Source organism: Lactobacillus sp. ESL0237, from assembly GCF_003692985.1.
Classification (GTDB): domain Bacteria; phylum Bacillota; class Bacilli; order Lactobacillales; family Lactobacillaceae; genus Lactobacillus; species Lactobacillus bombicola.
Map to the genome: position 1 here is coordinate 191,946 of NZ_REHE01000007.1, position 13,668 is coordinate 205,613.

At 34.1% G+C, this 13,668-nt stretch carries 11 protein-coding genes; 3 read left to right on the top strand and 8 right to left on the bottom strand.

All coding sequences use genetic code 11. The features are described from left to right. Positions 1–89 precede the first annotated feature (89 nt). On the top strand, positions 90–968 hold the full coding sequence (locus F5ESL0237_RS03825) for a YitT family protein (RefSeq protein WP_122024680.1): 879 nt from the start codon (positions 90–92) through the stop codon (positions 966–968). Positions 969–1,044: 76 nt separating this feature from the next. Here F5ESL0237_RS03825 and lanKC read toward each other — a convergent pair whose 3' ends face one another. The 5 genes from lanKC to msrB all read right to left on the bottom strand — a co-directional run bounded on the left by lanKC (position 1,045) and on the right by msrB (position 7,964). Further along, entirely contained in the window at positions 1,045–3,642 is a 2,598-nt protein-coding gene (gene lanKC / locus F5ESL0237_RS03830; protein WP_122024681.1) for a class III lanthionine synthetase LanKC, read from the bottom strand. 23 nt (positions 3,643–3,665) lie between these two features. Next, entirely contained in the window at positions 3,666–5,390 is a 1,725-nt protein-coding gene (locus F5ESL0237_RS03835) for an ABC transporter ATP-binding protein (RefSeq protein WP_122024682.1), read from the bottom strand. Between the two features lie 73 nt (positions 5,391–5,463). After that, on the bottom strand, positions 5,464–5,592 hold the full coding sequence (locus tag F5ESL0237_RS08575) for a hypothetical protein (RefSeq protein WP_255409268.1): 129 nt from the start codon (positions 5,590–5,592) through the stop codon (positions 5,464–5,466). A gap of 156 nt (positions 5,593–5,748) precedes the next feature. Then, positions 5,749–7,338 carry a type I restriction-modification system subunit M gene (locus F5ESL0237_RS03840; RefSeq protein WP_122024683.1) on the bottom strand — a complete coding sequence of 530 codons (1,590 nt, stop codon included), beginning with the start codon at positions 7,336–7,338 and terminating at the stop codon, positions 5,749–5,751. A gap of 194 nt (positions 7,339–7,532) precedes the next feature. Then, positions 7,533–7,964: a peptide-methionine (R)-S-oxide reductase MsrB gene (gene msrB, locus F5ESL0237_RS03845; RefSeq protein ID WP_090092018.1), complete on the bottom strand. Its 432-nt coding sequence runs from the start codon at positions 7,962–7,964 to the stop codon at positions 7,533–7,535. Between the two features lie 149 nt (positions 7,965–8,113). On the opposite strand from msrB, the gene F5ESL0237_RS03850 reads away from it, so the two are divergent. Continuing rightward, positions 8,114–9,301: an aminotransferase class I/II-fold pyridoxal phosphate-dependent enzyme gene (locus F5ESL0237_RS03850; RefSeq protein ID WP_122021702.1), complete on the top strand. Its 1,188-nt coding sequence runs from the start codon at positions 8,114–8,116 to the stop codon at positions 9,299–9,301. Positions 9,302–9,386: 85 nt separating this feature from the next. Further along, entirely contained in the window at positions 9,387–9,881 is a 495-nt protein-coding gene (gene tpx / locus F5ESL0237_RS03855; protein ID WP_122021703.1) for a thiol peroxidase, read from the top strand. A 55-nt stretch (positions 9,882–9,936) separates the two neighbouring features. On the opposite strand, the gene F5ESL0237_RS03860 is transcribed toward tpx, so the two are convergent. The 3 genes from F5ESL0237_RS03860 to hisS form a co-directional block, all read right to left on the bottom strand. Beyond that, entirely contained in the window at positions 9,937–10,419 is a 483-nt protein-coding gene (locus F5ESL0237_RS03860) for an NUDIX hydrolase (RefSeq protein WP_122024684.1), read from the bottom strand. A gap of 106 nt (positions 10,420–10,525) precedes the next feature. Then, entirely contained in the window at positions 10,526–12,373 is a 1,848-nt protein-coding gene (gene aspS / locus F5ESL0237_RS03865; RefSeq protein WP_122024685.1) for an aspartate--tRNA ligase, read from the bottom strand. A gap of 4 nt (positions 12,374–12,377) precedes the next feature. Beyond that, entirely contained in the window at positions 12,378–13,664 is a 1,287-nt protein-coding gene (gene hisS, locus F5ESL0237_RS03870) for a histidine--tRNA ligase (protein WP_122024686.1), read from the bottom strand. Positions 13,665–13,668: the final 4 nt, after the last annotated feature.

Here is a 13,668-nt window from a genome sequence, read left to right on the forward strand (position 1 = left end):
TGAATTTTCTCAGTTGGTTACCTCCCCAACTTTTGTTACACTGAATTAAATGAATTACTATTATTTAGGACAAAAGGAAAATGTGAATAATGGATCGACTCGATACCTTTAACAGACGTTATAATTTACTTTCAAAGATTTCAGCTTCATTTTTTTATTCAATTGCAGTAGCAATTGCGTTAAATCTTTTTTGGGGTCCGGGGCACATGTATTCTTCTGGTATTACCGGATTTGCTCAATTAATTAATACATTGAGTGAACGTTATCTCCCCTTCACTTTGACAACTTCGGCAATGTATTTTGCCTTAAATGTGCCACTACTTTTAGTTGCTTGGTTTAAGATTGGGCACAAGTTTACTTTTTTTACAATTATCACGGTAATTTTGGGCTCGATTATGATGCGCGTGCTACAACCAGTTAATATGCATGTTGATCCCCTTGTTTGCGCAATTTTTGGGGGAATGATTAATGGCTTGGGAACTGGTTTTGCCTTGAAAAATGGCATCTCAACTGGTGGCTTAGATATTGTGGGAATTGTTGTTCAGAAAAAAACAGGCACAAGTTATGGCAAGGTAAGTATTTTTATTAATTTAGTAATTATTGCTGCTGCCGGTATTGCCTTTGGCTGGAATCGCGCTTTATACTCGGCCCTGACCATTTTTATTAATGGACGGGTGATTGATGCTGTCTATACCCAACACCAAAAATTGCAAGTCACAATTGTCACAGATCAGCCACAAGCGATTATTGATGGAATTCAAGAAAAAATGCATCGCGGTATCACAATTTTTCATGATGTCGAAGGAGCGTACAGTCACATAGAAAAAAAAGTTTTAATAACCGTTATTAATCGCTATGATATGTACGATGTTTTACAAATTGTTCAAAAAAGTGATCCCTATGCCTTCATGAGTGTCACCGAAGTAGAGCGTGTTTATGGGACATTTAAAGAACAAGAAATTGTTTAAAATATATCTATATGTGATACCACAAAAGCCACTCCATGATAAATGGAATGGCTTTTTAGTTATGTTAATTAAAAAATTATTTACTTCTTAGAAGTGGTAGCCAAGCATTCCAGGTATGTTGCTTAATATCTGTTAAAAGTAGCAGTAAGCCACTGCTTCCAGTAGTCAAATCTAAAGAACACTTAAAGCCAAAGCTGCCAGGTACCATTACGCCGCCATTTTGAGCAACTAAGTAATTATTAAGTAAATTGTACTTCTTCTTTAAAGTCACTTTATTATTGGTACAAATTGCAAAGGCATTATCTAAAATCAGCAGGCTAAGAAAACCATCGAATAATCCGGCAAAAAAAGTTACAAAAACATCATTTTGCTTTAATATTTTTAATAAAATTTCTAATTCTTTTTTGGTAAAAACCTTAGGATCATCTTGTAAAAATTCTATCATTAATAAGGCTAAGCCAGCACTACCATGATTAACATACGGGATTAAACGTTCATATGAGTAGGAATTATCTTTAATAAATGCACCGTCACTTGTAAGTTGTAATGAATTTTTTATTACTACCTGGTAGATTCTTAAAGCTGATTGCTTATATTGCTTTGCCTTTGTAACAATACTTAATTTCCATAAAAATAATGCTGCACCCAACCAGCCAGTAATTAATCCACTATCAGTTTTTTCGGTATAGCGTTCATGCTTAATGATTTGCATTACTTGTTTACCAATATCAATTGCATTTTGTAAGTAAATAGTTTTTTTTGTTTGTCCATAAAAGCATAAAAAAGCTAGCCCAACTCCGGCTAAACCAGAGTAAATTGAAATGTCATTGGTTAACTTAAGTGCCACATTAGTCTGTATTTTTCTCATTATACTGTAACTAATTTTAGTGTAGCCTAGTTCATACAAAACAGTAGCAATACCGCTTAGGCCAGTAAATAATCCGATATCTGTTGCTGGCTCAGCTAACAATTTTTTTAAATTTGGTAATTGCTGTTCGAGCCAAATATTAATTTCTTGCTTACTTTTCTGATCTAAAGTCTGTGATCTATTTAAAGCCATTATAGCGCCAAAAGCACCATTGGCCACGGAATAATAACTAATTTCAGAACTGTATTGCGGAATGTCACCATAAATTAATCCTTTAAAGTTGTAATTCAAGTTGTCGCTGATTCCCTTAGCTACTTCGGCTATATTTTGATTTAACTGATTCAGTGAAAATGGTGTAGACGGTACTGTTAGATTTTGATAATAATACTGCGGGTGGCGTGAGTCAGAATTAAAATTCAAATTTAATTGCTTTTTTAAATTATGCAAAAATTCTACAATTTGCTTGCCAAACACATTGCTAATATTCTTATCTTGCACCGCTTCTAATTCAGGCGCCCAATCAAAGCCAGTTGCGGTTGGCAAAATCATATAACGTGCAATTTTGTATAACGCAATTCGATCAGCTTCTGCAAAAGTCTGCGCATTAAAATCAGAATAGCCAGGCGTTGCCAGACCAGGATTGTAGGCTGCTGACGCTTTTTGAGCATTTTCAAAATCAATTAACTTTACTTTATCCGTATCTAATATAATTATATTATCTGGTTGTAAATCACCAATTGCAATTCCCTTTTGGTGAATTTGGTTAATTGCCTTTAAAAGTGCCGTAATAATTTTGACCGTCTTTGTAAGATATTCATTTTTCTTTTGCTTATTTGCGGTAAAGGGATATTGACTATCAACAAAATCAGCTAGAGTATCTCCTTGAAGGTACTCTTCAACTAAATATTGATGTTTCCATGCCTTAAAACTCTCATAAACATTAACAACTGTTGGTATCTCGGCTAGTTGCTTTAATATTTTATACTCGTGTTTAATCCGATTAAAACCATCATTGCCATTAGCATCTAAGCCCGCAAAAGCACGGCCTTCTTTTAGAACCCATTCCTTCCCCTTGAAAACTGCATGATAAACTCCACCAGCATTGCTATAGTGTAAAGAAAAATCAACATTATAATTCATTAGTTTTTTGAATTCATTTTGATCATAATGTTGTACATTATTTTTCAATTGTTCAGGTTCTACAATAAAATCAGGCTGATAATAATATGGTAACCGTTTATCTTCAACTAAGTTATGTTTATTATCAATAATGGCGTAAACTTCTGCACCGTCAATCACCGTTTTCATTGCCTTAAAGGCACCGTAACGGTAAAAGACATGGCTATCTTGCCATTCTTGATCGCTTAATATATATGGCCCCTCTAAAAAGTCTTGGGTGATTTCTGCTAACGCAGTCAGAAGTTGGACAAATTCAGTAGTATTTACGGGATAAACTGTAATAAACTTTCCCGACTCTGTTCGGTCACCATATTTGGAATTACTTAAAAGCATTGCATCTACTGTATCAATAAATTTATAACTAACTTGTTGATTGTTTAAGTACTGGCTCACCGTCAATAATAGTTTTTGTGCATCCTTAATATTAGCAGTTAGATGAATTTTCCAGCCTTGTTGGGGCAATTTATGATCAAATAAAATATAATGCCAATAGCTATCAGTTGATTCTTGAAAGCTAGTTTTAGGTTTTGTAAATTTAAATTTATTTTTTGGTTCATCATTAGGATAATAAAAAAGTGAACGGTCGTTTTTAACAAATTCCAGGTATTCATTACCAGTTAAGTCCATTTATCTGTTTCCTCCTTGTATAATTATTTTTCAACTGCCAATAGTTCTTCATTAACAAATTGTTTATATTTAGGAACCAATTGCATCAACTCTTGGTGGGTACCACTGCCGGTAATTTGATGATTATCTAAAAAATAAATTTTGTCTGAATCAACAATTGTCGATAAGCGATGAGCAATGACAATTAAAGTCGTCTGGTGAGTAGCAAGCAACTCATTCAAAGTATTAGTAATAATTTTCTCCGAATTGGGATCTAGGTTAGAAGTTGCTTCATCTAGAATTAAAAAATTGGCTTGGCGCAAGTATGCGCGAGCAATCTGTAATCTTTGCCTTTGACCGCCCGACAAACCGATTCCCTGTTCACCAACTAAAGTTTGTAAGCCATTGGGCATTTTTTGCACATCTTCTAACAAATTAGCCTTGTCTAGGGCGGCCCAAATATCACTTTCTTCAGGAATAACAGTCAAGCCAAAAGTTAGGTTTAAATAAATTGATCCTGAAATAATCGTGTTTTCTTGGGTTACTACGGCAAACAAATTACGCCAAGTATTTAGATCGTAGTTAGTAGCACTTACTGAATTTAATAAAAGTTGTCCTTCATTTAATTCATACAATCTAGTTAATAAATTAATAATTGTTGTTTTACCAGCACCAGAGGGACCAACTATTGCTATTTTTTGGCCACTATTAAAACTTAAAGAAATATTTTGTAAAACCGGTTCCTTTTGATATGAAAAAGAGGCATTTTTCAACGTTAAACAACTATTCTTAGCAAACAATATTTGAGAATTAACTTGATAAACACTTTTTTCTCCTGGTGTATTCAAAATCTTATTTAATTCCAAAGTAGCCCCTTTAGCTTGCTTGTAACTGGTATAAAAATTACCCAACATATTAATTGGCTCAATTACCTGAAAGAGATAAATTAAAAAGGATACTAAGGTGCCAATACTCAAACTAGCCTGCTGTACACGAATACCACCATATATAATAATTAAAAGAATAATTCCTAAAGTAAAAACCGTTTGAATGGGACCTACAATTGAAAATATGCAATCAGTTTTATTTGAAACTTTAAATAATTCAACTACTACCTGCTTAAAATTTAACAAGACTGGGCGATAAGCATTATTCAGCTTAATACTGCGGATATTATATATGTTTTCTGTACTTTGACCAGAAAGTTCACTTAATTTATTCTGGGTAGTGAGCGACAATTTTTCACTAATTTTTCCAATTGGATATGCAATTAAGATAATTAGTGAAAAAGATAAGACAATAAATACCGTCAATTGCCAATCTAAATGAAATAAAACAATGAATGATCCTAGCACTGCAATTAAACTATTAATGGTGGCTGGAATACTACTAGTCATAAAATCTTGAACTACTTCAGCATCATTAATTAAATGACTAGAAAGTTGACCACTTTTTTGATTAGTAAAAAAGCTCATAGGCAAAGTAAGTAACTTTTGCTCAATTTCCATTCTAACTTCAGCAATTTTTAAATTTCCGGCCACACTGATCAAGTATTGGCAAAAAGCACTAATAATTGCACTAAAAATAATGGTTAACACGATTACCGCAGCTAAACGAAAATTTATATGGGCGCTTATGTGCGTTTTACCGTCAATAAATTGTCGCACTATTAAAGGTATCAAAACCTCAATAAAGGTACCTAAAATCCCTAAAATAAGCCCTAAAATGAACTGCCAAGAAATTGCATACAGCTTTATTTTCTTATTCATAAATCTCACATTCTTTTACAATTAATAAAGACATATCTCATGACCAAAGATATGTCTTTATTAATTTATTTACTTAAAATATACCAAAGAAAGTATGCCCGCAAATTAACGACTTTCGTTTTTTATTATTGTATTTACTATGTTTTTGATGCTTGACCTTCTTCTTTTGTAGGCCAAAAATATGCCGCATTAATGAATCCATGTAATCGCTCCCTTTCATTGATATAATAGCATATTTGTCAAATCGATTAAATATTGTTTCTTCCTTTTTTGAAAAATCCTTTATTCTTTATTTGAATTATTTATAATTGATGTACTAATTTGATTAAAAAGCTAATACTTGCCACTATATAAAAACTCACTGGTCCCTTTTAATCTCTAAGACTTTTAAGTCTTTAGCAATTTTAGCTTCTAGTGCAGCGATGTCTTTTTTATCTTGGAACAATAATCTATCGATTTCAGTTAAATCAATTTTTTTATTTTCAGAAGTAGTAATATATTGTGAAACATTTAAATTATAATCATTAGCACGGATTTCTTCGATAGACGCTAAATAAGCATATTGTGGCATGGCTACACGTTTTTGATAGGTCTTGAAAATTTTATCAATGTTTTCTTGAGTTAAATAATTTTTCATTTTACCTTTAGCAAATTCTTTTGAAGCATCAATAAAAATAATATCTTCGCTAGTACGCGTCTTTTTTAGTACCAAAATAATCATTGGCCTTATGCTCTCATAAAATAGATTAGGCGGTAGCCCTATTACAGCATCGATCTGATTACCATCTGGATGCTCAACCAAATTTTTGCGAATTGTAGCTTCTGCAGCACTACGGAATAAAACTTCGTTAGGAAGAACAATCGCCATGATTCCCTTTTCGTTTAAATGATAAAGACCCTGTAAAACAAAAGCAAAACTAGTCTTAGTCCGGGGAGCCAATTTGCCATAATTACGAAAACGGGGATCTGTTAACTTATTTTGGTTATTATTCCAAGATTGAGGATCTGGTGGATTAGCCACAACCGCATCAAAGGTACGTGGATAATCAATTTCTTTAGTATTTGGTTCGGCCGGCCAATCGTTTTCGAGCGCATCAGTGTTGAACAATGTCATATTAGTAAATAAAACATGGTGCAACATTAAATTTATTCTAGCTAAATTGTAAGCGGTCAAATTTGCTTCTTGCCCATACAACTTGACAATTGCTGAGTTATTATCATTTGCTAGCGCTGACAAAATTGAACCTACCCCACAACTAGGATCATATACTGTGAACGATTGGGTTGCTTTAGGTAAATCTGCTGTCACTATTTTAGCTATTAATTTTGCAACTGCCGGTGGTGTGCAAAAAGTAGCCCCCTTCTTACCAGCTGCATATTTGCTAATTAAACCAGTAGAGATATCACCAAGAATATCTTTACCAGCTTCATCTTGATAATCAATACTATCAACTAATTTGACAATCTTCGCTAAAGACTTCACTCGTTCATTAGCTGATGACCCCAGGTAGGAATCGGCTAAGTTAAGATTACTAAAGATCCCCTTGAAGGTTTGACCTGCCGCTTTAGATAGTGCAGCATTCTTATCAAAATTAGCAAAAATAGTTTGATAGTCACTTAGATTTACTTGGCCCTTGTCAATTTTATTTACTAATGACTGCCAAGTGTCAAGTGGCGCAATGGCATAACCAAGATTTGAAAAGATATCCTTAAGATAAGCATTTAATTCAGCACCGCCTGCTTGTTCTAGGTAAGCTTCATTAATTGCTTGGCCTTTCTTAACATTTATAGCACTGCTACTAACAAGATACTGTTCTTGCTGTTCGGACAAGTAACGATAACATATGAAGGCTAAAATATAATTTTTGGATTCAGTTGTATCCCGATTAGTCTCTAGCTCATTGGTCAGTGTCCATAACTGGGAACTAATTGTCTGTAATTTTGTCATTATTCTTCCTTTCTCATGTACCCATTTAGCGCAATAGTACTTTTTGCTTTTGAAGATGGACTATTTGCTATTGCCTCATACTAATTAGCTTATCAAGTTTTTAGAAAATGTTAAATTAAGAGAGCTAAAAATAAAAAAAGCATCTAATTTATTAAAGAAATCGATTTGCTTTTTTATACTTTACATAATTATTATTATTTAAAAAGTTTGCGATATTCGCCATATCCCTCTTTTTCTAATTGATCAAAAGGAATAAATTTTAAAGCTGAAGAATTAATACAATAACGTAAGCCTCCTTGATCTACAGGACCATCGGTAAAGACATGTCCTAGATGAGAGTCAGCCTCAGGACTCTTGACCTCGGTGCGTTCCATATTATGAGACTGATCACGATGATAAACTAGTTTTTGAATTGGCTTAGTAAAGCTAGGCCATCCACAACCAGCATCGTATTTGTCTTCACTTGAAAATAGTGGTTCCTTAGAAACAATGTCAACATAAATTCCCTTTTGGTAAAAATCATCATATTTACCCTTAAAAGGATAATCGGTAGCCCCATGCTGCGTCACTTCGAATTGCTCTTTGGACAAATGCTTTAATTGCTGCTTTTTTTGTTCTTGATCCATTATTGTCACTCTCCTTAAATAACTATCATAAATCTATTTTTGAACAACCGAAAAATTAATTGCTAAATTAATATTAATTTAAATATTCTTAAAGCGACTACTGCGTTATAATTGTATCTATATCAAAATTCAAGAAAGGTTCTTTTATTATGCCAACTCTAGCAAATAATTTATCTGATACAATTAACAAAAGGATTGAAAAATTACCTAAATCCGAAATTCGTTCATTTAGTCAAAAAATATCTCAGATTCCTGGAATAGTTAAGTTAACTGTCGGTGAACCCGACTTGAACACTCCCGACCACATTAAGCAAGCCGCTATAGATGATATTAACCGCGATGACTCACACTATGCGCCAGAAGCTGGTAAAGAAGAATACTTAAATGCAGTAAGTGATTATCTCAAAAAGAGTTTAGGCGTGTACTATAACCCCAAAAATGAAATTTGTGCAACTGTCGGAGTATCAGCAGCCTTAAATGTTTCCTTTATGGCTATCCTTAACCCCGGTGATAAAGTAATTGTTCCTACACCTGTTTGGGGAGTCTATTTTGGTATTATAAAAATGGCTGGCGGCGTACCTATAGAAGTAGATACTTCTGCTGATAATTTTATTTTGACTGCTGCACATCTAGCAAAAGTTATGGAAAATGAAGGAAAAGGAGCAAAAGCAGTCATTTTAACTGATCCATCTAATCCGACCGGACGAGTTTATGCTAAAAAAGATTTAAAAGAGCTAGCAAAAGTTATTGTCGATTATAATTTATTTGCCTTAAGCGATGAAATTTATGCCGAATTAATTTATGCTCAGAAAAAGCACTATTCGCTTACACAAATTATTCCAGATCGGACTATCCTTCTTTCAGGATTATCTAAAAATTTTGCCATGACTGGTTGGCGAATTGGTTATATTGCAGCGCCAAAAGAAATTATGCAAACAATCTCCAAAATCAATTCCTTTATGATTACCTCAGTTACTGATAATGTTCAAATTGGGGCAGCAGAAGCTATCAGTCATGGTGAACAAGATTATATCGAGGCCCGAGCAATTTATGAACGCAGATTACACATAATTCAAACAGGTCTTGAAAAAAATGGGTTTACAATGGCTACACCTGAAGGCGCATTTTATATTTTTGCTAAAATTCCAAGTAAATTCGGTACAGATGATGTAGCTTTTGCTACTGACTTAGCCAATAAAGTTAAGGTAGGAGTAATTCCTGGTAGTTACTTTGGGGCTGGTGGTCAAGGATTTGTACGTTTATCCTATGCATCATCTGAAAAATGTTTAAGAACTGCCGTTGAGCGCATTACAACTTACGTAAATGAGCAGCTTTAAATAATTAGCAAGCATTTTATTTTGGTCCAGTTCAGTATATAGTTTAGACTTTAGAGTAAACAGTTTTAAAGAAAGAGTAAACAAAATGCAAATTACAAGACTAAGTACCCCATTATCGACTAATGGTCAACCACCAAAAGTTGGCGAGATATTACCCGATTTAAAAATTGAAAAAGCTGATGGATCTATCGTCAACTTGTCAGAATTAATTAACAAACCCACTTTAATTAGCGTAGTACCCGATATTAATACTAGTGTATGTAGCATCTCAACCAAGCACTTTAATAGTGAAGTTGACAAATACGACAATATTAATTTTTATACCATTTCAACTAACTCACCCAGTGACCAACGTAACTGGTGTGCAGCAGAAGGAGTAGTAAAAATGGAATTACTCTCTGATGAAAAATTTGATTTTGGTAAGAAGATGGGACTATTTATTGAAAAAATGGGACTTGATTCACGAAGTATTTGGATTATTGACACTAACCAAAAAATACTTTATCAAGAATTAATTGTGGAAATGACGAATGAACCAAATTATGATGCAGCTTTAGCATTCTTAGATACTTTAAATTAAGCAAAGAAAAAGGCAACTAGGTAAAATACTAGTTGCTTTTTGTTTAAAATCTTGTTTAAAAAACTGGTCGTTGTAAAACTTGCCAAGTAGAAAAAGTTTGATCTTCTAAATTCATTTGCTCAGGATTGATGAGATACAATTTAGCCCACATAACTAAAGGAGAAGCATTGGTGAAACTGAGCTTTTTCAAAGGTACGCGTACTGCTCCTAATGAGTCTTGACCATCAAATTGGCTAACCTCAGCTTTTTGAATATTATAAAAAACGCAGAAGTGCTGGTTAAAATGCCAATTTTCATAGTCCCAAGGATATTTAAATGATGTAATCCCTAATTGTTGATAAACTTGAACTAATAAGCCGGTCTCTTCTCTTATTTCCCGTAGTATAGCTTGATCCAGCCCCTCTCCATCCTCTAAACTACCACCCGGTAAATCATAACGATTAGTGTATGGACCACCATTCTTTTTAATGACAACAAGTTCGGACTGATTACCAATTATTCCATAACAGCCAAAGGCGTAATGATATTTTCTAAGCATTGTTTTGTTTCCAATCGTGATTAAATACATTATGAAAATAAGCCACAAAACTAGAAGGTTACATCAAACATTCAGTTTTACAGCTTATTTTCTTTAAATTTATCTATTAATTTTCATCCCAAGAAGTATTTTTAGCAGCAGTTTCTTCTGCTTGTTGCTTAAGAGTTGTTTCAATTTTAGCTACACTTTCGTGATACTGTGCTTCAACTTCAATCCCCAAGTCAGCTAATTGCTGCTCAGCAACTGGAGCAGGTGCGTGCATCATTGGCTCTGAAGCATTAGCATTTTTAGGGAAGGCCAAGACATCACGAATATTATCTTTTTCTGCTAGTAGCATTGCAAAACGATCTAAGCCAATAGCTAACCCAGCATGTGGCGGGAAGCCCATATCAAGAGCATCTAATAAGTAACCAAATTGTTCATATGACCGTTTTTTACTAAAACCAAGTGCTTTAAGCATTTTTTCTTGAATTGAACGCTTATGGATACGAATTGAACCTCCACCTAATTCATCACCATTCATCACAATGTCATAACTACGAGCATGCGCCTTGTGCGGATCAGTATCAAGTAATTTAATTCCCTCATCATCCGGCATAGTGAATGGGTGGTGAGCCGCAATCCAACGACCTATGCCTTCATCATATTCAAATAGGGGCCAGTCAACTACCCAAACAAAATTAAAGACATGCTTAGGAATAATATTGGTCTCTTTAGCAAATTCCCGGCGTAAATGATCTAATGAATCACAGCAGACTTTCCATTTATCAGCTATAAAGACCAATAACTCACTACCTGTAAGAGAAAATTCTTTAATTAGGGCAGCTTGATTTTCCTCATTTAAAAAGCGCGCAATTGGTCCATTAAATTCCCCATTTTCAAATTTAACCCAAGCTAAACCCTTAGCGTGGAAACGTTTAATGAAATCTTGTTTTTTCTCAATTTGTTTGCGCGAATAAGTCTCAGCGCCGTTTTTAACCGCAATCCCTTTAACAAAACCGCCCGCACTAATTGCATTAGAAAATACTTTAAAGTCACTATTTTTAAAAATTGGACTTAAATCATGAATTTGCATGCCAAAGCGAAGATCAGGCTTATCAGTACCATAATTGTTCATTGCTTCAGTCCAAGTAATGCGATCAATTGGCGTTTTTAAGTCAATCCCCATGACATCTTTCATAACTTTCTTTAATAGTCCTTCAGTATATTCTTGCACTTGTTCTTCATCAGTAAAGGACGTTTCCATATCAATTTGGGTAAATTCTGGTTGACGATCGCCTCTTAAATCTTCATCGCGGAAGCATCTAGATAACTGGTAATACTTATCAAAACCTGCTCCCATTAACAATTGTTTAAATAATTGAGGTGACTGCGGCAAAGCGTAGAAACTACCTGGATAAATTCGCGAAGGAACTAAATAATCTCGTGCGCCTTCTGGTGATGATTTTCCTAAAATTGGTGTTTCAATATTAATGAAACCATTTTCATCAAAATATTCATGCGTTGCCTGTAAAATTTTCGAACGTAAAATAAGCGCTTTTTGTAAGCTGGGGCGCCGCAAATCTAGATAACGATATTTTAGCCTAGTTTGCTCGCCTACTTCAATATTATCTTTAATTTCAAAAGGTGGATTTTGTGATTTATTTAAAATAATAAGTTCTTGCGCATTAATTTCAACTTCTCCTGTTTTCATTTCTGGATTAATGCTTGAACGCTTAACTACCTCACCTTTAACTTGAATAACATATTCATTACCAAGTTGATCAGCAAGGTGCATCAATTCTTGGCCTGAGTCATGATTAATGACTACTTGAACTAGACCTTCACGGTCACGTAAATCAATAAAAACTAAATTACCTAAATTACGAACTCGTTGGACCCAACCATATAGATTAACTTTTTGACCAATATATTTAGCAGTAATATTACCACAATAGTTTGTTCTTTTTTCCATAATTTTAATCCTTTAAATGTTCTAAGACTGAATGCATATTTGCTAAATCACTTAACAGCAAATCAATTTTTTGTCCATCAGCTAAGCGTTTAATATTCAACTTACCCTCGGCTATTTCTTTAGCTCCGATAGTAATTACATATTTGGCCTTAACTCGATCAGCTTTTTTAAATTGCGCTTTTAACTTCTTTTGATCAACGTCATATTGAACCCTAAAACCTTGCTTACGTAACAAACGAGCAATTTCAACAACTTTAATTTCAGTCTCTTCACCAATATTAGTAATAAAAAAGTCAATTCCTTGATCAGTAAATAAGCCTGGGTTTTGTTTTTGCAAAACTAGCATTAAGCGTTCTTCACCAATACCAAAACCAACTGCTGGGGTTGCAGGACCATCAAATTCTTCAACTAGGTGGTCATAACGTCCACCACCAAGAATCGTTGTAGCCGATTCCCATAAACTAGCATCTTCAACCATAAATTCAAAGATAATCCCGGAATAATAATCCAGCCCTCTAACCAAATCATTATCAATTACATAATGGATATCTAACTGGTCCAGCATCTGAATAATTTGATTAAAATTATTTTTAGAAGCTTGATCTAAATAATCAATAATTTTTGGTGCATTAGGTAAAAATTGCTTATCTTGTTCATCTTTAGAATCTAAAATTCGGAGCGGATTTTTCTCTAAACGTCGTTTAGAATCATCGGAAAGCCGGTCTTTTAGGGGCGTAAAATAGTTAACTAGTGCATCATGATAACTTTGACGCACTTGACTATTACCCAAGGTATTAATGTGTAATTCATAATTTTTAACACCAAGTTTAGCCAATAAATCGTTAGCTAGAACAATGGTTTCAACATCAGCTAAAAAATTACTTGAGCCGAAACTTTCAATGCCAATTTGATGAAATTCTCGCTGCCGCCCAGCTTGCGGGCGTTCATAGCGAAAGGTGGACTCAATATAATAAACATTAAATGGCTTAGCCATTTCTGGAGCATAAAGCTTGTCTTCAACATATGCTCGAACAACGCCAGCTGTTCCTTCTGGACGTAAAGCAATGTGACGTCCACCCTTGTCATTGAAATCATACATTTCTTTTTCAACTACATCCGAAGTCTCACCACTTGATCGAGAAAATACCTCATAGTTTTCAAAATTTGGTGTTCTAATTTCTTGATAGTTTGCCTGTTTGAAAAAATCACGCAATATTTGTTCAAGTTTTTCCCATGAACTGGATTGCCCTGGCAATATATCAACTGTTCCTTTAGGTTTTTGCACTCTCATCTAA

What these genes read in the sequence shown, in the direction of transcription:
- F5ESL0237_RS03825 (WP_122024680.1), top strand. Translation starts at nt 90, where the DNA reads ATGGATCGACTCGATACCTTTAACAGACGTTATAATTTACTTTCAAAG.
- lanKC (WP_122024681.1), bottom strand. Translation starts at nt 3,642, where the DNA reads ATGGACTTAACTGGTAATGAATACCTGGAATTTGTTAAAAACGACCGT.
- F5ESL0237_RS03835 (WP_122024682.1), bottom strand. Translation starts at nt 5,390, where the DNA reads ATGAATAAGAAAATAAAGCTGTATGCAATTTCTTGGCAGTTCATTTTA.
- F5ESL0237_RS08575 (WP_255409268.1), bottom strand. Translation starts at nt 5,592, where the DNA reads ATGGATTCATTAATGCGGCATATTTTTGGCCTACAAAAGAAGAAGGTC.
- F5ESL0237_RS03840 (WP_122024683.1), bottom strand. Translation starts at nt 7,338, where the DNA reads ATGACAAAATTACAGACAATTAGTTCCCAGTTATGGACACTGACCAAT.
- msrB (WP_090092018.1), bottom strand. Translation starts at nt 7,964, where the DNA reads ATGGATCAAGAACAAAAAAAGCAGCAATTAAAGCATTTGTCCAAAGAG.
- F5ESL0237_RS03850 (WP_122021702.1), top strand. Translation starts at nt 8,114, where the DNA reads ATGCCAACTCTAGCAAATAATTTATCTGATACAATTAACAAAAGGATT.
- tpx (WP_122021703.1), top strand. Translation starts at nt 9,387, where the DNA reads ATGCAAATTACAAGACTAAGTACCCCATTATCGACTAATGGTCAACCA.
- F5ESL0237_RS03860 (WP_122024684.1), bottom strand. Translation starts at nt 10,419, where the DNA reads ATGCTTAGAAAATATCATTACGCCTTTGGCTGTTATGGAATAATTGGT.
- aspS (WP_122024685.1), bottom strand. Translation starts at nt 12,373, where the DNA reads ATGGAAAAAAGAACAAACTATTGTGGTAATATTACTGCTAAATATATT.
- hisS (WP_122024686.1), bottom strand. Translation starts at nt 13,664, where the DNA reads ATGAGAGTGCAAAAACCTAAAGGAACAGTTGATATATTGCCAGGGCAA.